The organism is Pseudidiomarina tainanensis, from assembly GCF_004214835.1.
In the GTDB taxonomy this organism is placed as follows: domain Bacteria; phylum Pseudomonadota; class Gammaproteobacteria; order Enterobacterales; family Alteromonadaceae; genus Pseudidiomarina; species Pseudidiomarina tainanensis.
The window spans coordinates 296,822-317,623 of sequence record NZ_PIQJ01000002.1 but is presented as its reverse complement, the minus strand read 5'-3'; the positions used below and the strand labels follow the sequence as shown (position 1 = coordinate 317,623).

The window sequence follows — 20,802 nt, the reverse complement described above, 5'->3', positions numbered from 1 at the left end:
GTTCAGTGACTACACTGCCCTTTTTATTTGTTGGTAATTATTCATGCAGCATCATCCATTACTCGCACAATTGAACGACAAACAACGCGAAGCCGTCGGTGCGGCTGAACGCCATATGTTGGTGCTCGCTGGCGCGGGCAGTGGCAAAACGCGGGTGTTGGTGCACCGCATTGCTTGGCTGATTCAAGCCAAAGGCATTTCGCCGCACAGCATCATGGCGGTGACCTTTACCAACAAAGCCGCAGCGGAGATGCGTGGGCGGATTGAACAGTTGTTAGGCAGCTCGGTACGCGCCATGTGGATTGGTACCTTTCACGGGCTCGCGCATCGATTACTACGCGCCCATTACATGGATGTGGGGTTACCGCAAAACTTTCAGATTCTAGATAGTGACGACCAACAACGTTTAATCAAACGCATCATGCGCAGTTTGAACCTCGATGAAAAACGTTGGCCGCCGAAGCAAGCGCAGTGGTTTATCAACGGTAAAAAAGATGAAGGATTACGCCCGCATCATCTCGATGGCTTTGATTTCAATGAGCGCACCTTTAAAGAAATTTATGAAGCATACCAAGAAGCCTGTGATCGCGCCGGCTTAGTGGATTTTGCGGAGTTGCTGTTACGTGCCTATGAACTCATCCGCAATAACAAGCATGTGCGTGAACATTATCAGCGCCGCTTCCGGCATATTTTGGTAGATGAGTTTCAAGATACCAACGCCATTCAATATGGCTGGATCAAGTTATTGTCAGGCGTCGGGCAAGGCCACGATGAAACCAATCATGTGACTATCGTTGGTGACGATGACCAATCGATTTATGGTTGGCGTGGCGCACGGGTTGAAAACATTCAGCAGTTCTTGCGCGATTTCCTCAATGTATTGACGATTCGGCTCGAGCAAAACTATCGTTCGACCAACAATATTCTCACTGCTGCCAACGAAGTGATTGCCAATAACCAAGGCCGTTTGGGCAAAGAGTTGTGGACGGACGGCAGTGCCGGCGAGCCGATTGATTTGTATGCAGCATTCAATGAAATGGACGAAGCGCGCTACATTGCAGGGCGCATAGAGCAGTGGCACGAACAAGGTAACGCCTTACAAGATGTCGCGATTTTATATCGCAGTAACGCGCAGTCGCGCGTGCTTGAAGAAGCCTTACTGCATGCCCGTATTCCTTATCGCATCTATGGCGGTCTACGCTTCTTCGATCGCATGGAAGTTAAAGATGCCTTAGCGTATATGCGCTTAGTTGCAAGTCGCAATGACGACGCTGCGTTTGAGCGCGTGATTAATACGCCAACGCGCGGTATTGGTGATCGAACGCTAGGGATTATTCGAGAAGGCTCCCGTGAGCGCGGCTTGCCGTTGTGGGAAGCCGCTAAACAGTTAGTGCGAGAAAAAGTTCTCAGTGGCCGTGCTGGTAATGCTGTACAAGCCTTTTTGGATTTAATTGACGGTTTAGAAGATGAAACCAGTGACTATCCATTGGGTCGCCAAGTTGATACTGCGATCAAGAAAAGTGGTTTAATGGCGATGTTTCAAGCCGAAAAGGGTGAAAAAGCAGAAACGCGCGTTGAGAACTTAAAAGAGCTGGTGAACGCCTGTGATAACTTCAACACGCTCGATAGCGTGATTGAAGATGAGATGACACCACTGAATGCCTTCTTGGCTCATGCCGCACTTGAATCGGGTGAGGAGCAAGCTGATGAGCATCAAGATGCCGTGCAGTTAATGACGTTGCACAGCGCTAAAGGTTTGGAGTTTCCGCTGGTATTTATGAGTGGTGTCGAAGAAGGGCTATTCCCATCGCAACAGTCGCTGGGTGAGAGTGGCCGGCTCGAGGAGGAACGTCGCTTGTGTTACGTCGGCATGACGCGAGCCATGCAAAAATTGGTGATCAGCTATGCTGAATCGCGCCGCATTTATGGGCAAGAAAAGCACAGCACAGTGAGTCGTTTTGTTGGGGAAATGCCACCGGAAATGCTCCACCATGTGCGTCTGCAGTCGCGCACCACTCATCAATCGCATGCGCTAGGTCGTTTCCACAGCGGTGCCAGCCACGAAGCGTTTGAACAAACGGGCTATAGCCTAGGGCAGCGCGTTCGCCACACCAAGTTCGGTGAAGGTACGGTATTGAACTATGAAGGTACTGGCCCACAAAGTCGTATTCAGGTGAATTTTGACGATGTGGGTAGTAAATGGTTGGTCGTCGGTTATGCGCGTTTAGAGCGTTGTTGATGCACCAGAGTATCAATGCTGTAAAGCGCTAATGCCACCCAAATAATGGCGAACGTCACGAGCTTGTCTGCGGCGAGAGGTTCGCCATACACCCAAACCGCCAAAATAAACATGAGGCTTGGGCCAATATACTGAAAGAATCCGAGCGTTGAATAACGAATACGCTGCGCCGCCGCGGTAAAACATAGCAGTGGTGCGGTGGTGACCACGCCAGCTGCAATTAACAAGGTATTAATTTGCCAAGTATTCTGGGTCATATCGGCGGCGCTCGAGCTGGCGAAGAATACCAGGTAGACCAGTACCGCTGGGGTTAATATCAAAGTTTCTAACCACAGTCCGGTAATTGAATCTATCGGTAACCGTTTACGAATCGCACCATAAATAGCAAAGCTACAAGCAAGTGCCAGCGCCACCCACGGCACCGAACCAAATGAAATCACCTGAATTAAAACACCGACCACCGCCAGCGCAATGGCAATCAGCTGCATCTTGCGCATCCGTTCAGCAAAGAACGCCATGCCAATGGCGACGTTTAATAGCGGATTAATGTAATAGCCGAGACTGGCATCGAGAATATGGTTGTTATTAATTGCCCAAATAAACAAAAACCAGTTACCGCCGAGCAAGCAAGTGGCAAGGGTGAGCCGCGCCATTTGTTGTTTATTTTGTAGCACTGGCTTTAATCGATTACCGCGGCGTAGCGCCATTATTAGGATGAACACCAAGACAAATGACCAGATGATTCGGTGGCTTAAAATTTCAAGCGCCGGGACTTCTTGCAGCCATTTAAAGTAAATCGGTGCAACGCCCCACATGGTATAAGCGGCAATAGCAAAGAACACACCTTGGCGGCTGCGGGCGGCATCATCAGTCATGTCGAGCATCTCACATTGAATTGTACGAAAAATCAGCACTCACCGACAGAATATCACGGATTTACGCGATCGTTGGTGGAGCTTCGCAAGCGGGATGCATACAATAGAGTGAATACGAGCTTGCCGTCAATTGGAGACGCTGTTTTGTCTGAGTCCGCACTGTCACAACTTCTTGCCGATGTGTTTGGCTATACCGCATTTCGCGAAGGCCAATTGCAGGTAATTGAGGCCGTGCAACAGCAACGCGATGCGTTGGTATTAATGCCAACTGGTGGCGGGAAGTCACTCTGTTATCAATTACCCGCATTGCACTCAGACGGATTAACCGTGGTGATTTCGCCGTTGATCAGTTTGATGCAAGACCAAGTCGAAGCACTGCAAACCATGGGGGTTGCGGCAGCCGCATTGAATAACGGTTTAACCCCAGAGCAAAACAGCGACATCATGCAGCAGCTCAATAGTAACCAAATTCGGTTACTTTATGTCAGCCCCGAGCGTGCCATGCAAGGCTTCTTTATTCGTTTGCTGCAACAATGGCCGGTGACCTTAGTGGCGATTGATGAAGCGCATTGCATTTCGCAGTGGGGGCACGATTTCCGGCCTGAATACGGGCAGCTTGGGCAATTGCGCGAGACCTTGCCGAATGTACCGTTTATGGCATTAACGGCAACCGCCGATGCTGCCACAGAAGCCGATATTATCAGTCGCCTGCACTTGCATGACCCAGTGGTCTATAAAGGCTCGTTTGATCGGCCCAATATTCGCTATGTGGTTGAAGAAAAATATAAACCGTACAAGCAAGTCACCGACTACATTAAAAAACAGCGCGGAGCTTCGGGCATTGTCTACTGTGGTAGTCGTAAAAAAGTTGAAGAGCTGGCGGAGAAGTTACAGCGCGAAGGCTTACGAGCGGCGGGTTATCATGCCGGCATGGAGCACCAGCAACGTGAGACCGTGCTACGTGGCTTTGTTCGCGATGATATCGATGTGGTGGTAGCCACCGTCGCCTTTGGCATGGGTATCAACAAACCTAACGTGCGTTTTGTCGTGCACTTTGATGTGCCGCGCAGTGTCGAAGGTTACTATCAAGAAACAGGTCGCGCTGGCCGTGACGGCTTAGCAGCGGAAGCAGTATTGCTCTATGACCCATCTGATGCGGCCTGGATAAAATCTATCATTCACGATCATCCCGATGAAGATCGTCGCCGTATTGAGCTGCATAAGTTTGCCGCCATGCAAGCTATGAGTGAAGCGCAGACCTGCCGCCGCTTAGTGTTACTGAACTACTTCAATGAATATCGTGACAAGCCCTGTGGCAACTGCGACATCTGTCTTGATCCGCCACGCCAATATGATGGCACTGTGGATGCGCAGAAAGTGTTGTCTTGCGTTTATCGCGTGGGCCAGCGGTTTGGCGTCAATCATGTGATTGATGTATTGCGTGGTAGTAAGTCACAACGCTTGGTGGAGTTAGGTCACGACAAGCTATCCACCTATGGTATTGGCGCCGAGCAAAGCCATGAATATTGGTTAGGTGTGGTTCGCCAGCTCATCCATCGTGGTTTAGTGATTCAAAACGTGCAGCAATTTGGTGTGTTACAACTGACCGACGCCGCACGGCCCGTGTTGCGTGGTGAAGTTGCATTACAACTAGCAGAGCCGCGCATTAACCTGGTGGTGAGTAAACCTCGTGTAGCCGACCGTGGCGATTATGACAAAGTATTGTTCCGCCGCTTGCGCGCGCTTCGTAAAGCTATTGCAGATGCTGAAGAAGTGCCGCCATTTGTGGTGTTCAACGACACCAGCTTGGTTGAAATGGCCGTCAGTTATCCAACCGATGAAACGGCAATGCTCGCTATCACTGGCGTAGGACAGAAAAAACTTGAGCGTTACGGGCAAGAGTTCATCGCCGCAATTACTGCCTATTTAGACGCCGACGATGAACCGATTAGCAGCTTTTAAACTGCTGGCGCAAAGTAATATCGCCATAACTCCATCACTACAGGCACAATCGATAACACTAAAATAAGTGCCATGGTGATATTGAATAGACGCTGCATGATGGGATTAGTCAAAATCTTGCGCAGTAACGAACCAAACACTAACCACACACCTACGCACGGAAACGCCATCAGCAAAAATGCCAAAGTGATTGCTAATACTTCGAGTAACGGCGAACCATGCACTGTGGTGAACGCCGCGACGGCGCCTGAAGCCATCACCCAAGCCTTTGCATTCACCCATTGAAATAATGCCGCCTGCCAAAACGTAAACGGCTTTTTCTCGCCCTTTTTAATGGCTTGCGGCTCAGCAGTACCAATATGCCAAGCTAACCACAACAAATAGAGCACGCCGAGAACTTTAATGAGCTGATGTAAATTTGGGAACCGATCAAAAATCACGCCAAAACCCAACCCCACCAGCAACACCATCAGGGGGAAGCCAAAACAAATGCCTAAAAAGTGCGGCATGCTAGCCTTAACGCCATAGTTCATGCCGGATGACATGATCATGACGTTGTTCGGACCCGGTGTTATGGTCGTTGAGAAAGCAAAGAATAAGACAGCGATAAAGATCTCAAACATAAGAAAAGCCATAGAAAGATATTAGCTATTGGATATTAGATATTAGCAAAGGCACGGAGTCACATGCGATCAATTCTTCGTTAATTTCGGCTAAGCTGTTTAGTAATTACTAATATCCAATATCTAATAGCGAATATCGAAGTGGAGGTTGTAATGTTATCAATGACGTTAGCACTGATGCTCAGTGGCACACCGGCCGAACCAGCTAATGCCACACTCGAAATCACCGAATGGCAGGTGCCATGGGAAAATTCACGGCCGCGCGACCCTTATGTCGCGGCTGAAGATGAAGTTTGGTTTGTCGGCCAACGTTCAGATTACGCCGCCGTGTTAAATCCGCAAACCGGTGAGATGAAACGTATTGATTTGCCGGAAGGTGCAGGGCCACACAATATTATCGTGGACGATCGCGGTGCTTGGTATGCAGGCAACAAAGGTGCACATATAGGCAAGATTGATCGTGATACCTACGAAATCACGCAATATCCGTTGCCGGGTAAAGGGCGTCGCGACGTGCATACCATGGAATTCGATATGAATGGCGATATTTGGTTTAGCGCTCAAGGGGCGAATCAAATTGGCCACATGGATGCCAAAACCAACAACATCACATTATGGGATGTGCCGACCAAAAATGCTCGGCCATATGGTCTTGTGGTGTTTCAGGGTAAACCATGGGCCACGTTGTTTGGCACGAATAAACTCGTAACACTTGATGACAACAACGAAATTAAAGAGATTCAGCTGCCGCGTGATAATAATCGTCCGCGTCGCTTAGGTGTCGATGCACACGGCCATTTTTGGTATGTCGATTATGCTGGCGGCTATTTAGGACGTTGGAACCCAGCCACAGATGAAATTAAAGAATGGCCGATGCCAGCCGGCGTTCGCGCGATGCCCTACGCCATGGCGGTTGATAACCGCGGGTATGTATGGGCTGCTGAAACCGGTGTTCAGCCAAATCGTATCGTCGGTTTTGATTCGGTCAGCGAAACGTTCACCAAACCATTTGAGGTAGAAAGTGGTGGCGGCACCATTCGCCACATGGTCTACGATCCAGATAGCCGCGCACTTTGGTTTGGTACTGATGCAAATACCGTCGGGCGTGCTACTATCACCTACTATGAATAGGGCGTTAGTAATACAAGGACACGGATTTTATGTCATCTGACAATCACTGGCGGGTGATTCGTCTGGCCGAATTTGAGCGGCCAGATGCACCCGCGAGCACCCGCGTACAACAGCTATTCCAGCACATTCGAAATTTATTCCCGCAATCTGATGAAGCCGCTGACGATGAAGAGCAAGCGGATTTTCCGGGGTATCGCGAGTTTGATTTAAAAGCTGGTGCCGATGCGCTTGAAGATGCGCTTGGCGAATGGCGTGCTGAGGGTGACGCTGGCATAAAGTTTTTAATTAGTCCGCCATTTAGTGGCACAGCTGCCATTGCCCGTGAATGGGCTCAGCGGCACCATTGGAATAAGTTAACGGCGCCTGCAGAAGCTCAGCTAAGTGGCGTTGATATCGATGCCTGGTGGCAAGACCAAGCAACCGAGCAGTGGCTGATTGATGATCTTGCCAACTACTGGCAGCGCCGTACAGACGGCATGGCCTTTGTTCGCACGTTGTTACCCAAGCTGATGCGTGGCGAGTTGGGGCAAGGTCTGGTGATCTGCGATAGCTGGAGCTTTGCATTTTTGCAACGCGCATGGCCGGTGCATCTTCCTAATGTCTACTGCTTTGCAGCTGCCAACGAAGCGTTATTGCGACAAGTCGGTATTCAAGCTGATGAGAAAAAACTCAAAGCTTTGGCCGCTCGTGCTCTCGGTAATGTTGGCTTAGCACTGGCACTGTGGGCCGTCGAACAAAATGATGATCACGATTTGCCGAGTATGCCACCTGACTGTGGCGACGAAACCGCATTTGTTTTGTATTCCCTGTTGTTACACAGAAGCCTGAGCGGTGCAGCCCTGCAGCGACTTTTACCAACTATTGCGGCAGCTCAGCTAGACGTGCAGTTATTGCAATTACAACAAGCAAGACTGATTAGTTATAACGAAGAACAATGGCAAGTAACCGTTTATGGTTACTTAGCGGTCCGCGATTTTCTTAAAAGTCGCGGTTTTTATGTCGATGCATTTTAACAACAGACGCAAACACTAGGACCACAGTATGGAAACAGAAAAAATCATCGGTCTGTTTAAAACCGTCACCAGCGATGCGGTGATCGAAATTGCATTGGTGATTGCGGTTTCGGTTGCCATTATTTGGCTGAGCCAGAAATTATTTCCGTGGCTTGCTGAGCACTTACATGGCAAACAACGGTTGTTTGTATTAGCCATGATTCCAACCTTACGCGTCGTTGTGTTTGTTTTGGCGACGATTTGGATTGTGCCGATGGTAATTGAAACCACGGTCCAGAACATGATTGCGATATTAGGTGCGGCAGGGCTAGCAATCGGCTTCGCGATGAAAGACTACGCCAGCAGCTTAATTGCCGGCATTGTTGCCGTTTACGAGTTGCCTTATCGCCCGGGCGATTGGATTGAGGTGGATGGCACCTATGGCGAAGTGAAACATATCGGTATGCGGGCGGTGGAGTTAGTTACACCCGATGATACGGTGGTGTTTGTGCCACATTTAAAACTGTGGACTGGCTTGATTCATAATGCCAATAACGGTGGACCGAGTCTGATGTGCGTAACGAGCTTTTACTTAACGGCCGATCACGACGCGCATCAAGTGAAGCAATTGTTGGAAGATGTGGCCTTAACTAGTCCTTATGTGCAATTAAAACAGCCAATTACTGTCGTTATTAGCGAACAGCCATGGGGCACGCATTATCGTTTAAAAGCGTATCCGATTGACCCACGTCAACAGTTTCAATTTATGACGGACTTAACAGCGCGCGGCAAAGCTCGCCTACGCGCTATCGAAGTTAAGTTTGCTAACCTGTCACCAGAGCACGCTGTTCCGGTAAACCCATAGCCAGCACATACGGCGCGTCAGCTTGCTGGCGCGCTGCAAATTCGGCTTTGCTGTTCAGCCCTTGCCAGTTCATTTCAATTAACGCTTGGGCAACGGCACCACCTAATCCAGCGCCAGGCCCTAATAAGATAATATGATCAGGCGCAAACTCTTTCACCGCCGTTTGAATTGCACGGGTAAAATCATAGGTTTGTGTGACTTGATGCCCGAGCGTGTATTGATGTAAAGCGGCTTTATCCACCACATGCGGTGACCAAATATGACCACGACCATCAATTAGTGGTACTTGTGGCGCTCGAAATGCCGCGGTTGGCCATAATTCAAGGGCTTGCTGCGACGCTTCGTTCATAAATTGGGTATGGAATGCGGCGTGACCGGGTAAAATCATCGGGAACCGATCATCAACCCGAGGTAACGCTCGAACCGCCTCGGTGCAGGCCGTCTCAGAGCCGGCAAGCACCGCATAGCCACCATAGCGAATCGACATTTTCAACTCGTCGGGGAAGCGTGCGAGTTGCTCATTGACGGCATCGATATAACCTTGGTGCGGCCGCCAATCAGCATCCACAATCGGATAGATAAATTGCGCACCTTCGCCACCAGCGGTTAACTGCGCCATGCTGGTTACCAACCGTGCGCTGGTTTCGATATCCCAACAACCAGCACTTGCCATGGCGGTATACCAACCCATGGAGTTACCCGTAATACCAACAACTTCGAAGCGCTGGTCGTCGATTGCAAGGTAATCAAGGTAACCACCGGCATAAATTAATGCGGCGGCATTCTCAGGTTTCTGATGCAGCGAGGTTTTAAATAGTGGCGCTTGATCAAGCTCGGTCACCGTTGGCTGCCCTAACTGGGTGCGAACGTCGTCGATCTGATGCAATAATTGAGTTAATTCAGGCTTGTTTTCGCCGATGTTCGTCAAAATTGAACCAAGTTCCGGCTTGTTGTAAGTGCCACGACCCGGGCAAACAACCAATGCTGTTTTGCGTTCATGAGCCATTAGTTTGCCTCCAACAATTGGTTCGCTTGGTCAATGATTTGTTCGGTTGACGGCAACACGCTATAAGCCGCTTTACCCAACGGAATAAAACTATCTTCGGCGTTCAGACGCGAAACAGTGAACAAACCCGGCTTGGTTTCATGCAGCGCTGTGAATAACTCCTCGCTCAGTGAGCCACGACGGCGACATTCGTCCACAATAAGAACTTTTTTACAGCCAGCCAGTGCATCAATGATTTTATCCACATGGAGCGGAACTAAGCAGCGAATATCAAGCACGCGAACCTTACGGCCTTGGTCGGCCAGTTTCGCCGCAGCCTGACGGCTTAAGTAATAGCCATTACCGTAAGAGATAATCGCAAGCTCTTCACCGTCACCGTGAATAGAAGGCTCGCCCAATGCTGGTGTTGGTTCCGACGGGTCTGGATACTCATTTAACCAGCCGCCGTCACCTTCTTGATGTAAGTCTCGGGTCATATAGAGCGCAATGGGTTCGAGCATGATGACGACACGTTGCTCACGTGCGGCTAAATCAACGGCCTGACGCATCAGTAAGGCGCCATCACGACCATTCGATGGACACAGTAAAATCACGCCCGGAATATCGCGGAATACCGCAAACGAATTGTCATTATGGAAGTGTCCACCAAAGCCGCGTTGATACGCCAACCCGGCAATTCGAATTACCATCGGGTTGGTGTACTGACCATTGGAGAAGAATGACAGCGTTGCGGCCTCACCGCGGATTTGGTCTTCGGCGTTATGCACATAAGCCAAGAACTGAATTTCTGGCATCGCGATAAAGCCTTGCTGCGCCATACCAATCGCTAGCCCGAGAATACTCTGTTCATCCAGTACCGTATTCAGTACCCGATTCGGACCAAAGGCTTCCATCAAGTGCTGCGTGACGTGATACACGCCGCCTTTCTTGGCAATATCCTCACCACACATGACGATGTTTTGGTGTTGCGCCATCAAATCGTGCAGGGCTAAGTTAATCAGTTTTGCCAGATGCTGTGGTTTCCCAGCATTGTGCTTGTCCCACTTAAATAAGTTAGCGCGTTGTTCACCGCTTACCGGAACGGGGAAGTCACCTTTGCGCCGCGGCGGTACAATCGACGCCATTACTTGTTCTGCGGTTTCTAGCTTCGGCTGCTGTGATGCTTGTGTTGCAATACGCGCAATACGTTGCTGCTGCTGTTGCACATAAGCAATCAACTGTTGGTGATCGAGTAATCCTCGGCTAATCAATGCTACACAGCTGTGTAGCAATGGGTCACGTTCGCTGTCGAGCGCAATTTCTTGTTTGCTTCGATACGCCACTTCCGCATCAGCACCGGCATGCCCGAATAAGCGTACGGTGCGTAAATGCAGGACCGCAGGTTTACGTTTTTGTCGCACATAATCGGCTGCTTCGCGCGCGACTAAATAGGTTTCGGCTAAGTTACTGCCATCAGCAAAGAAATATTTCAACGACGGACGTTGACTCAGTTGCTGCTGTATCCAGCCTTTGGGTGTATGCGTGGAAATACCCAATCCATTGTCTTCACACACCAACAGCAGCGGCATTGGGATTTGCTGGTACGCTGCCCAGCTGGCCGAGTTAATGGCGCCGAGTGCAGTCGAGTGGTTAGCTGAGGCATCCCCAAAACTGCACATCGCAATCGCGTCATGTGGCCATGTGCCTTGATGGTTTAAGCGCTTCGATAAGCCAATCGCAAAAGCAGTACCCATGGCTTTGGGCACGTGTGAGGCAATGGTGCTGGTTTGTGGCGGCACGTTTAAATGCAAGCTGCCGAGTACTTTATGGCGACCGCCGGCAATCGGCTCATCGGCCGAGGCCGCAAAGCTGAGCATCATGTCGTATAACGGTGTGCTTCCAGGCGATTGCTTGGCGCGCTGAATAAAGAATGCGCCACTGCGGTAGTGCAAAAATGCTGGGTCAGTAACGCGTAATGCTTTGGCGACGGCAGCGTTGCCTTCGTGGCCGGCACTACCAATGGTGTAAAAGCTTTGCCCAGCCGCTTGCATCAACCGTGATTGTAAATCCAGTAAACGGCTGTCGAGTTGCGACTCGAATAAATCAAATAAGTCTGCATCGCTTAAAACTCCTCCGGCGGCATGCGCCGGGGGTAAGCGACGGTCATCAATACGCTGGATAAACTCCACCAGCCACGGGTGCATTGCTGCAGCCATAGGGAAACCTCCTGCGACCGAGTGGGTTTAACCGAATGCTTGTAAACCAGTTTGAGCGCGACCCAAAATTAACGCGTGAACATCGTGCGTGCCTTCGTAGGTATTTACCGCTTCAAGGTTCATTACGTGACGAATCACATGGTACTCATCAGCGATACCGTTTCCGCCGTGCATATCGCGGGCAACGCGAGCGATATCCAACGCTTTACCACATGAGTTGCGCTTAATGAGTGAAATCGTTTCTGGTGGTAACTGGTCTAAATCCATCAAACGGCCAGCTTGCAGGCAGCTCAACAAACCAATGGTAATCTCAGTTTGCATATCAGCTAACTTCTTCTGAATAAGCTGGGTTGCTGCCAGTGGACGGTTGAATTGCTGACGGTCAAGCGTGTATTGACGCGCCGCATGCCAACAAAACTCAGCGGCACCTAATGCGCCCCATGCAATACCGTAACGCGCTTTGTTCAAGCAACCGAACGGACCTTTCAGGCCGCTGACATTCGGTAGCAAAGCATCTTCCGGCACTTCGACGTTATCCATCACAATTTCACCCGTAATCGACGCGCGTAGTGAGAATTTGCCTTCGATTTTCGGCGCCGACAATCCTTTCATACCTTTTTCCAGCACGAAGCCGCGAATTTCACCATCAAGCTTCGCCCACACCACGAATACATCGGCAATCGGCGAGTTGGTGATCCACATCTTGCTGCCTTTGAGCACATAGCCGCCGTCAACTTTTTTCGCCGTAGTGCGCATACTAGCAGGGTCAGAACCGGCATCTGGCTCGGTCAAACCAAAGCAACCAACCCACTCACCGCTTGCCAATTTCGGCAAGTATTTCATGCGTTGCTCTTCGGTGCCGTAGGCATAAATTGGGTGCATCACTAAGCTCGATTGCACACTCATGGCACTACGATAGCCGCTATCCACACGCTCAACTTCACGCGCAATCAAGCCATAACAAACGTGGTTGACTTCAGCACAGCCGTACTTTTCTGGCAACGTCGCGCCCAATAAGCCGAGTTCGCCGAGTTCGTTCATGATTTCGCGGTCAAAACGCTCTTCGCGGTTTGCCGTTAGCACCCGAGTCATCAGCTTTTCTTGGCAGTACTGATGGGCGGTATCGCGAATCATGCGTTCTTCTTCGCTCAGCATGGATGAAAATTGGAATGGGTCTTGCCAGTCAAAAGGAAAACGAGCCATGAGAAATCCTCTGTTAAATACGTGATTCGTTGTTCGTACGTTCGTTTCACTCACTGTTCGTCCGTGCTTCGCACTCTTCGAATAGCGCAGCGGACGAACAGCGAAGCGCACGAATAACGAACAACGCTTTTTTATTTGTTCTCACTTTACTCCTGTTTGTTGTAAAGTTAAATCATATAAAAACTAAACCAGCTATAGCTTTTACCTATGGATTTACGGCAACTAAATTACTTCGTCGCAGTGTACGAAAACGGCAGTATTAGCGCAGCTGCGCGCGCCTGTCATGTCGCGCAACCCAGCTTGTCAGCGGCGTTGCAGCAACTCGAAGATGAGTTGGGCGCCGTGCTGTTTATCAGACAATCGCGAGGCGTCACGCCGACCGAAGATGGTGAGCGCTTGTATGGCCATGCAGGGCGCCTGCTGAGTCAAATGCAGTCGCTTAAGGCGTCGTTTCGGCACAGTGTCAAGCGGGTGCAATTCCGGTTGGGCTTGATTCGCGCGTTGGGCGTGGAACGAATGAGTCAATTGCTACGAGAATTTAGCGCTGGTGTTGAAGGGCTAGAACTACATTTGGTTGAGCCAGAAGATGAAGCGGATGCGCGAATTATCACGCCCAAAATGCTCAAGGCTGGCGAACAGTTTTTGCCAATATGGACCGACCATTTTTTGATTGCGTTGCCAGCAGGCCACCCGTTAGCACTGAAGCAAAGTTTGCAACTGGAAGACTTTGATGGACTCGCCTTGATCAAGCGGACACCGTGCGATGCCTGGTCGCAGTTTTATCCGGAACTTATTCGCAATGGTATCCAGCCAGATATCCGCGCAGACATTCACACGATTGAATATGCACTGGGCTTAGTTTCTGCGGGCGTTGGAGTCGCGTTGGTTCCGGACTTTGATGTGCTGCACGAACGCCAAGATGTCGTTTTACGCCCTTTGCAAGACGTGACATTACAGCGCACGATTGGTTTGGCCTATCCGCGCTCAAAAGCGGGGCAACCGGCATTAGATTGGTTACGGCTGCTTTGCCAACAACAAAGCTAAGCGGAATTCGCGCAAATCACTCATGCAAATTTGAATTGGTTTCGGCCACCAGCTTTGGCTGCATAAAGCGCCGTGTCAGCATCGTTGAGCAAGTCATCCAACGGGCGCGCGCTGTTGCGGTTAAGAATCCCTCCAACACTAACGGTCAGCGCAATATCATAGCCATCGAAATGCAACGGCTGCGAGGCGATGCGTTCAACTAAACGTAGGCTTACTCGTTCTGCCTGTGGTCGGTCAACGTCGGCGAGTGCCACGGCAAATTCCTCACCTCCAATACGTGCGGCGACATCGCGTTCACGCATGTGATTTCGGATAATTTCGGCAACGTGGCGCAGGCATGCGTCACCTGCGGCGTGACCAAACTTGTCATTAATCGATTTGAAATGGTCGAGATCGATCATCAAGATACAGGACGGTTTTTCCAGTTGCTTATTTTGTGCGAGAAGTAGCGCACCTTGTTCAAAAAACGCACGCCGATTAAATAACTCCGTCAGTTCATCTAAATGCGCAATCTTTAGAAGCTGACGTTCATTATGGGAAAACGCGAGGACAGGAAACAGCAACGTTGTCATGGTCGTCATGATTAAGTGCGCCATGAGTAAAGAGGTTAATAAATTTTGATGCGTATCAATGTGCTGTAATGATGTGCCCGCCATCATTAACATCAACAAGCCATGCACCCCAAACAGACCCATTAATAAGTGTCGCATGACACGTGGTGTAGGTCGAATATGGCGAAGATAGTTGGCGGCAAATAGGTAAATCAAACCACAGATGATAGCGGTGATTGCTTGTGCAATCGATGCGAAAGCTTGAGCAACGACCAATACAACGGCGCTACCGGTTAACGTCAGAATGATACTCGTGGGCGCAATAGCTGTTTGTTGTCGGTATTGCCGCATGCCATGTAATGCGAGTAATGGCACGCTGATGATCAATAGATCGGCCACAAAAATGGTGAGCCAAGGTTGCTCAAGAGTGCCTCGTAGGGCAGTTAAAATGTTTGCCAACGCAAATAAGAAGCAAGCGAGCGCCCATGTCTTGAAGCTCTTTTGGGACGGGATGGCACGATGAATTGCGAGCAGTGTTGTTCCGAGTACACCATTTAAAATAATCGTCGTAATAATTAATGTCGGCAGATGAATGAACACATGCTTCTCTCGGGGTTAACAACAAACTGAACCCAGAATAGCCTGTTCGTCTGTTTCGCACAATCGAACTTACATTCACGCTCTGTTGAACGAACAGAGCGTGAATGTGAAGGTTTATTAAGACGCGATATCAAACCGGTCTGCATTCATGACTTTGACCCACGCTTTAACGAAGTCTTTCACAAATTTTTCCTGTGAATCGTCTTGAGCGTACAGCTCGGCATATGAGCGCAATATCGAGTTTGAACCAAACACCAAATCAACCCGCGATGCGGTATATTTTGTTTCATTGGTTTTGCGGTCTTTAATTGCGTAGCTGTTACGACCGGTTGGTTCCCACTTGTAACGCATATCCGTTAACGTGACGAAAAAGTCATTGGTTAAGCTACCAACCCGGTCAGTAAAGACCCCATGCTTGCTGTCACCATAGTTGGTGCCGAGCACTCGCATACCGCCCATAAGCACTGTCATTTCTGGCGCGGTTAGCCCCATTAACTGGGCGCGATCGAGCAATAACTCTTCTGGTTGCACGGTGTAGTTTTTCTTCAGCCAATTGCGGAAGCCGTCGTGAATTGGTTCAAGCGGCTCGAACGAGTCCATATCGGTTTGCTCGTCGGTGGCATCGCCACGACCAGGTGTAAACGGTACGTCAATGTTGAAACCGGCATTTTTCGCTGCCTGTTCAACAGCATAGTTACCACCAAGAACAATCACATCAGCAATGCTGGCGCCGGTCGCTTTGGCAATCGGTTCAAGCTTGCTGAGTACTTTCGCAAGACGTGCGGGCTCGTTGCCTTCCCAATCTTTCTGAGGCGCTAAACGAATGCGCGCACCGTTGGCACCGCCACGTAAATCGGAACCGCGGAACGTCCGTGCGCTATCCCACGCGGTAGCGGCAAGCTCAGCAATCGATAGCCCAGTTTCAGCAATTTTCGCTTTCACGACAGCAACGTCATAGTCTGTGTTGCCCGCAGGAATTGGGTCTTGCCAAAGTAATTCTTCATTTGGCACATCTGGGCCTAAATAGCGCGCCAATGGCCCCATGTCACGGTGAGTCAACTTGTACCAAGCACGTGCAAATACCTTTGAGAAATACTCTGGGTCGTTATAGAAACGCTCAGAAATCTTGCGATACTCTGGGTCCATCTTCATCGCCATATCGGCATCGGTCATAATTGGGTTATGGCGAATTGACGGGTCTTCAACATCAACCGGCTTGTCTTCCTCTTTGATGTTAATTGGTTCCCACTGCCAAGCACCCGCTGGGCTCTTTTTCAGTTCCCAGTCGTAAGTGAATAACAAGTAGAAATAACCGTTATCCCATTTGGTTGGGTGTGTCGTCCACGCGCCTTCAATGCCACTGGTGACAGTATCACGGCCAATGCCACGAGTTTTGGTGTTATTCCAACCTAAACCTTGTTCATAAACATCGGCGGCTTCTGGATCAGGACCTAAGTTTTCAGCTTTGCCGTTACCATGGCATTTACCCACGGTGTGACCGCCCGCAGTCAATGCGACTGTTTCTTCGTCATTCATGGCCATGCGCAAAAAGGTTTCACGCACGTCTTGTGCGGTGCGTAGCGGATCTGGATTGCCGTCAACACCTTCTGGGTTCACGTAAATTAAACCCATTTGCACTGCTGCAAGAGGGTTTTCTAATGTCTTGCTATCGTCTTTTTCGTAGCGGGTTTTACCTAGCCATTCGGTTTCTGAACCCCAGTAAATGTCTTTTTCCGGGTGCCAAATGTCTTCACGACCAAAGGCAAATCCATAAGCGGGCAAGCCCATTGATTCATAGGCCATCGTGCCGGCTAAAATGATTAAGTCAGCCCAGCTGATTTTGTTGCCGTATTTCTTTTTAATTGGCCATAACAAGCGACGTGCTTTATCGAGATTAACGTTGTCTGGCCACGAATTTAATGGCGCAAAACGTTGATTGCCGGTGCCACCGCCACCGCGACCGTCGGCAATACGGTACGAGCCCGCTGCGTGCCAAGCCATCCGAATCATTAAGCCACCGTAGTGTCCCCAATCTGCAGGCCACCACTCTTGGCTATCGGTCATCAGAGCTTTTAAATCATTTTTCAGTGCTTCCACGTCGAGCTGTTTCAACGCTTCAGAATATTTGAAATCAGGATCTAAAGGGTTTGTTTTGCGATCGTGCTGATGAAGAATGTCCAAATTGAGAGCATTTGGCCACCAGTCCATATTTGATTTGCCCGAAGCGGTGTTGCCGCCATGCATGACTGGGCATTTGCCTGCATTGTCACTCATAAAAACTCCTCGTTTCAATTCGTTAGCATCATCACGTCTCAATGATAATGACTCTACCCTACGCTTATAATGAGTCTAGTCAAAGTAAATAAAAACGACCAACGTAATAGCTTTTTTCGATGAAACTCGGTTTAATAGCCCAGTATTTCAAGAATAAGAGACAGTCTCATGACCTCATTACGCCAAGCCTATCAACAAGCTGCCTGCGATGCGCAGTGGTCAATCTTGCGCCACCCGCCAGAAACAGCAAATTGGTCTGCACCCAACATCACATCTTGTTCTGCATGAACAAGATGGCTATCAGCAATTGTGGGGGCTCAAAGGCCAGTTATTGGGTGATGCGGAGGATGTGTTAACGCTGAACGATTTAAAACAAGCCAAAACGGAAGAACTAGCGGCAATTGTGCTGGAGTTACCGATGCGTGAAATTGGCGGCCATGTTCCATTTGCATATTAATCGCGACGAAGAGGCGCTAATTCAAGCCATTACTGATTATGCCAATGCAACCGGGGTGGTTGTGCTACCGTTACCGCGTGCGCGCATCAATCATCAGTGCATGTGCGAAATCAGCGTAGGTCGCCGCACCATGAAGCAACCTCCCGCATTTTGGCAGAACCACCTCAGCGCTTGTTTGTCGTATTAAAAATTCGCGATATGTGAAAAAGCATAACTGCTGACGCAAAAATGAAAAAGGATAATATTATTCCTTCAGCTAGAAGCCGATATAGCGACACTGGTTGATAGGATGTCATGCTTCGCAGCTCTTGAAAAATTATAGAAAAAGCTCCGAGGCCGACAGTCACCCCTAGGAGTATCTCGCCAAAGGTTCGCCAATAAACAAGACTTCCCTTAGTGTATGTACATGGTTTATTGAGAGTTTGTCTACTCATCTTCCGATAAAGGAAATACCCAAAGATTACTCCTAAGGCGAATAGCTTTGAAAGTTCATAGTAAGTAAACATAATAATCTGCCCTTTACTTACAGTTTTAGTTGATTTCCCACGCTTGCTTTCCGCCCTCGGAATTTGGTGAATGCCAAAACCCTTGTAACCAAGAAGTTGATAGATAATTAGTCGCGGCGATCAAGTCGTTAGTAGAAAAGCCGTTTTCTCCAAGCATCGGGTCAATGCAAACAATAAAGGACGAACAGTTCAGGGGAGAATCCGGGCATAAAACATAAGTAGAACAGCTGTTAGAATTTACGATAAGACTCGGGTCTGTGCATCCAAAAGGATCACCATTACAGTTTTCGCTTATATAGGAATCGTAATCAATCGGAGCATGACTCCGTGCGTATCGGAGCATTTCCTCGGCGGTCGCATCGCAGACTTCATCTAAAACGTTTGGGCCAAATGCACCAGATACGGCAGCTATGCCGCTGGAAACACTTTGAGATAAGTTGTACATCCTTAAACCTGCATTGACTAATGCTCCGCCAATGAATACAGATGTTACTTGACATCCGAGAGATATGCCTTCAATTTCATCTGCTTCGTCAGCGAATACTGGTCTTGAAAAGAGCAATGTAAACAGTAAACAACCGATTACTAGTTTCCGATTTGAGACTTCCATGTTAACTCCTTAAACTTAAATAAGTTAATCAAATACTAGTCTAGTGTTCTGGAAACTCAAGCTACTTATAGAATAGTGTGAGTTAATTATAATTAACTTACGACAACGAGCGTCATGCACTCAATCGGACACACTGGAATGCAGGCGGGTTCGTCGTAGAAGCCGACGCACTCGGTACATTTATTCACGTCCACAACATAGTGTTCTTTGCCCATGGCAATGGCATCATTCGGGCATTCAGGAACACACATATCGCAATTAATACAATCGCTATCAATGACTACAGGCATTGGTCACCTCCACGACGGGAATGGTTTGTTGCGTTTTCGTCTCACCAAGTTTTATCAACATACTGAACTGGGCATCATCATCAGTCAGCGCAATCGGTAGTTGCACATGAACCTGACGACCGGCGCCAGCCGCGCGCGACAATGGTTCATCTTGTGCGTCGCGCATCGCGTCTAGCGTAAAGAACACATTTCCTGATGGCTTCATCAGAATGAGTGTGTCGCCAACAGCGAAAGCATTTTTGACATCCACATAAGCGTTAGCGCCTTCAGCAGAAAGTATTTCACCAACCAAGAGTTGCTCGCCAAGGCTATGGCTGGTGTCGTAGTTTTGCGTGTCGCTGGGCACATGACGGCGCAAGAAACCTTCGGTAAATCCGCGGTTCGCCATACCTTCGAGTTCTGCTAGCAAGCCTCGGTTGAAGGGTTTGCCAGCCACTGCGTCATCAATCGCGCGACGATAAATTTGCGCGGTACGGGCAACGTAATATGGCGATTTCGTGCGCCCTTCAATTTTTAACGAGTGCACCCCCATGCGGGTGAGCGCCTCAACGTGTTCAATGCCGCGTAAATCTTTGGAATTCATGATGTAAGTGCCGTGCAAATCTTCGTCCATCAGCATGTACTCGCCAGGGCGCTGTGGTTCGGTGAGTAACACGGGTGTATCAATTGGATTGAACTGACCAACGGCATCTTCGGCAGCGTCATGTACCTGATACGGCCAGCGACACGAGTTCGTACAAGCGCCTTGATTCGGATCTCGCTTATTAAAATAGCCGGAGAGCAAGCAGCGGCCGGAGTACGCCATGCACAAGGCGCCATGCACAAACACTTCAATTTCCATATCTGGACATTTTTTGCGGATCTCAGCGATTTCGCGAACTTCGAGTTCGCGTGACAAAATCACCCGTTCAATACCTTGTTGCTGCCAAAACTGCACCGCTGCCCAATTGACGGTGTTGGCTTGCACACTCAAATGCAGTGCCTGTTCGGGATGGTGCTGACGGAGCAACATGACAATGCCAGGATCAGAAACAATCAGAGCGTCCGGTTTTAATGCCACAACCGGTGCCATATCTTCCACAAACGAAACTAACTTCGCATTATGCGGCGCAATATTGACCACCACATAAAACTTTTTGCCGAGTGCGTGAGCCTCGTTAATACCTTGTTCCAAGCGCGGTAAATCGAATTCGTTGTTGCGCACGCGCAAGCTATAACGTGGTTGGCCGGCATAAACAGCATCGGCTCCATACGCAAATGCTAAGCGCATGGCTTTCAGGCTGCCGGCGGGGCTCAATAATTCAGGTCCAGATTGATGTGATGACATAACACCCTTGTGTAAACTGCAGTCGGTTGTGGTCGAAACGGACGTTAAAATT

Annotated in this window: 17 protein-coding genes and 1 pseudogene; 8 read left to right on the top strand and 10 right to left on the bottom strand. The window is 49.3% G+C overall.

Annotated elements, in window-relative coordinates; all coding sequences use genetic code 11:
- The first annotated feature begins 43 nt into the window (after nt 1–43).
- On the top strand, nt 44–2,239 hold the full coding sequence (uvrD, locus tag CWI82_RS10030) for a DNA helicase II (protein WP_130203434.1): 2,196 nt from the start codon (nt 44–46) through the stop codon (nt 2,237–2,239).
- On the opposite strand, the gene rarD is transcribed toward uvrD, so the two are convergent.
- Nucleotides 2,215–3,114, bottom strand: coding sequence for an EamA family transporter RarD (gene rarD / locus CWI82_RS10025; RefSeq protein ID WP_130203433.1), 900 nt, complete (start codon nt 3,112–3,114; stop codon nt 2,215–2,217). The genes uvrD and rarD overlap by 25 nt on opposite strands.
- Before the next feature lie 108 nt (nt 3,115–3,222).
- Here rarD and recQ point away from each other — a divergent pair, with 108 nt between their 5' ends.
- On the top strand, nt 3,223–5,076 hold the full coding sequence (gene recQ / locus CWI82_RS10020; protein WP_407681430.1) for a DNA helicase RecQ: 1,854 nt from the start codon (nt 3,223–3,225) through the stop codon (nt 5,074–5,076).
- Here recQ and CWI82_RS10015 read toward each other — a convergent pair.
- Nucleotides 5,073–5,699 (bottom strand): LysE family translocator, encoded by a 627-nt coding sequence (locus tag CWI82_RS10015; protein ID WP_092857543.1) that lies wholly within the window; start codon nt 5,697–5,699, stop codon nt 5,073–5,075. The two genes, recQ and CWI82_RS10015, sit on opposite strands and share 4 nt — an antisense overlap.
- Before the next feature lie 153 nt (nt 5,700–5,852).
- Here CWI82_RS10015 and CWI82_RS10010 point away from each other — a divergent pair, with 153 nt between their 5' ends.
- From CWI82_RS10010 to CWI82_RS10000, 3 genes are read left to right on the top strand one after another with little or no spacing between them, the layout of a single operon-like run.
- Nucleotides 5,853–6,830 carry a Vgb family protein gene (locus CWI82_RS10010; protein WP_130203432.1) on the top strand — a complete coding sequence of 326 codons (978 nt, stop codon included), beginning with the start codon at nt 5,853–5,855 and terminating at the stop codon, nt 6,828–6,830.
- A gap of 29 nt (nt 6,831–6,859) precedes the next feature.
- On the top strand, nt 6,860–7,843 hold the full coding sequence (locus CWI82_RS10005; protein ID WP_130203431.1) for a hypothetical protein: 984 nt from the start codon (nt 6,860–6,862) through the stop codon (nt 7,841–7,843).
- Nucleotides 7,844–7,871: 28 nt separating this feature from the next.
- Nucleotides 7,872–8,687 carry a mechanosensitive ion channel family protein gene (locus tag CWI82_RS10000; protein ID WP_130203430.1) on the top strand — a complete coding sequence of 272 codons (816 nt, stop codon included), beginning with the start codon at nt 7,872–7,874 and terminating at the stop codon, nt 8,685–8,687.
- On the opposite strand, the gene CWI82_RS09995 is transcribed toward CWI82_RS10000, so the two are convergent.
- Genes CWI82_RS09995 through CWI82_RS09985 form a run of 3 tightly spaced genes read right to left on the bottom strand, consistent with a single transcriptional unit; the run spans nt 8,647 to nt 13,091 of the window.
- On the bottom strand, nt 8,647–9,693 hold the full coding sequence (locus CWI82_RS09995) for a malonyl CoA-ACP transacylase (protein ID WP_130203429.1): 1,047 nt from the start codon (nt 9,691–9,693) through the stop codon (nt 8,647–8,649). The genes CWI82_RS10000 and CWI82_RS09995 overlap by 41 nt on opposite strands.
- Nucleotides 9,693–11,888 (bottom strand): thiamine pyrophosphate-dependent enzyme, encoded by a 2,196-nt coding sequence (locus tag CWI82_RS09990; protein ID WP_130203428.1) that lies wholly within the window; start codon nt 11,886–11,888, stop codon nt 9,693–9,695. The genes CWI82_RS09995 and CWI82_RS09990 overlap by 1 nt, the downstream gene beginning before the upstream one ends.
- A 27-nt stretch (nt 11,889–11,915) precedes the next feature.
- Nucleotides 11,916–13,091, bottom strand: a complete 1,176-nt coding sequence (locus CWI82_RS09985; RefSeq protein WP_092857531.1) for an acyl-CoA dehydrogenase — start codon at nt 13,089–13,091, stop codon at nt 11,916–11,918.
- Between the two features lie 207 nt (nt 13,092–13,298).
- On the opposite strand from CWI82_RS09985, the gene CWI82_RS09980 reads away from it, so the two are divergent.
- The gene (locus CWI82_RS09980) at nt 13,299–14,135 is read left to right on the top strand and encodes a LysR family transcriptional regulator (protein ID WP_130203427.1); all 837 of its coding nucleotides are present in this window, start codon (nt 13,299–13,301) and stop codon (nt 14,133–14,135) included.
- Between the two features lie 20 nt (nt 14,136–14,155).
- Here the strand turns inward: CWI82_RS09980 and CWI82_RS09975 are convergent, their stop codons facing one another.
- Complete coding sequence (locus CWI82_RS09975; protein WP_130203426.1) at nt 14,156–15,286, bottom strand: GGDEF domain-containing protein; 1,131 nt, start codon at nt 15,284–15,286, stop codon at nt 14,156–14,158.
- A 117-nt stretch (nt 15,287–15,403) separates the two neighbouring features.
- A complete protein-coding gene (gene katG / locus CWI82_RS09970) occupies nt 15,404–17,560 on the bottom strand; it encodes a catalase/peroxidase HPI (protein ID WP_130203425.1) in 2,157 nt (718 codons plus the stop codon).
- A 208-nt stretch (nt 17,561–17,768) separates the two neighbouring features.
- Between katG and CWI82_RS09965 the strand changes: the two genes are divergently transcribed.
- Both CWI82_RS09965 and CWI82_RS09960 read left to right on the top strand, forming a co-directional pair.
- Nucleotides 17,769–18,017 (top strand): hypothetical protein, encoded by a 249-nt coding sequence (locus CWI82_RS09965; protein ID WP_130203424.1) that lies wholly within the window; start codon nt 17,769–17,771, stop codon nt 18,015–18,017.
- The gene (locus CWI82_RS09960; protein WP_165383922.1) at nt 17,998–18,204 is read left to right on the top strand and encodes a hypothetical protein; all 207 of its coding nucleotides are present in this window, start codon (nt 17,998–18,000) and stop codon (nt 18,202–18,204) included. Before CWI82_RS09965 ends, CWI82_RS09960 begins: the two co-directional genes overlap by 20 nt.
- Nucleotides 18,205–18,548: 344 nt before the next feature.
- Here the strand turns inward: CWI82_RS09960 and CWI82_RS09955 are convergent, their stop codons facing one another.
- From CWI82_RS09955 to trhP, 3 genes and pseudogenes are all read right to left on the bottom strand, one after another.
- Nucleotides 18,549–19,133: a hypothetical protein gene (locus tag CWI82_RS09955; protein WP_092857521.1), complete on the bottom strand. Its 585-nt coding sequence runs from the start codon at nt 19,131–19,133 to the stop codon at nt 18,549–18,551.
- 113 nt (nt 19,134–19,246) lie between these two features.
- Nucleotides 19,247–19,423, bottom strand: a pseudogene (locus tag CWI82_RS09950) (YfhL family 4Fe-4S dicluster ferredoxin); the annotation flags it as partial.
- Nucleotides 19,407–20,750, bottom strand: coding sequence for a prephenate-dependent tRNA uridine(34) hydroxylase TrhP (gene trhP, locus CWI82_RS09945; protein WP_130203422.1), 1,344 nt, complete (start codon nt 20,748–20,750; stop codon nt 19,407–19,409). The pseudogene CWI82_RS09950 and the gene trhP, both read right to left, overlap by 17 nt.
- Nucleotides 20,751–20,802 lie beyond the last annotated feature (52 nt).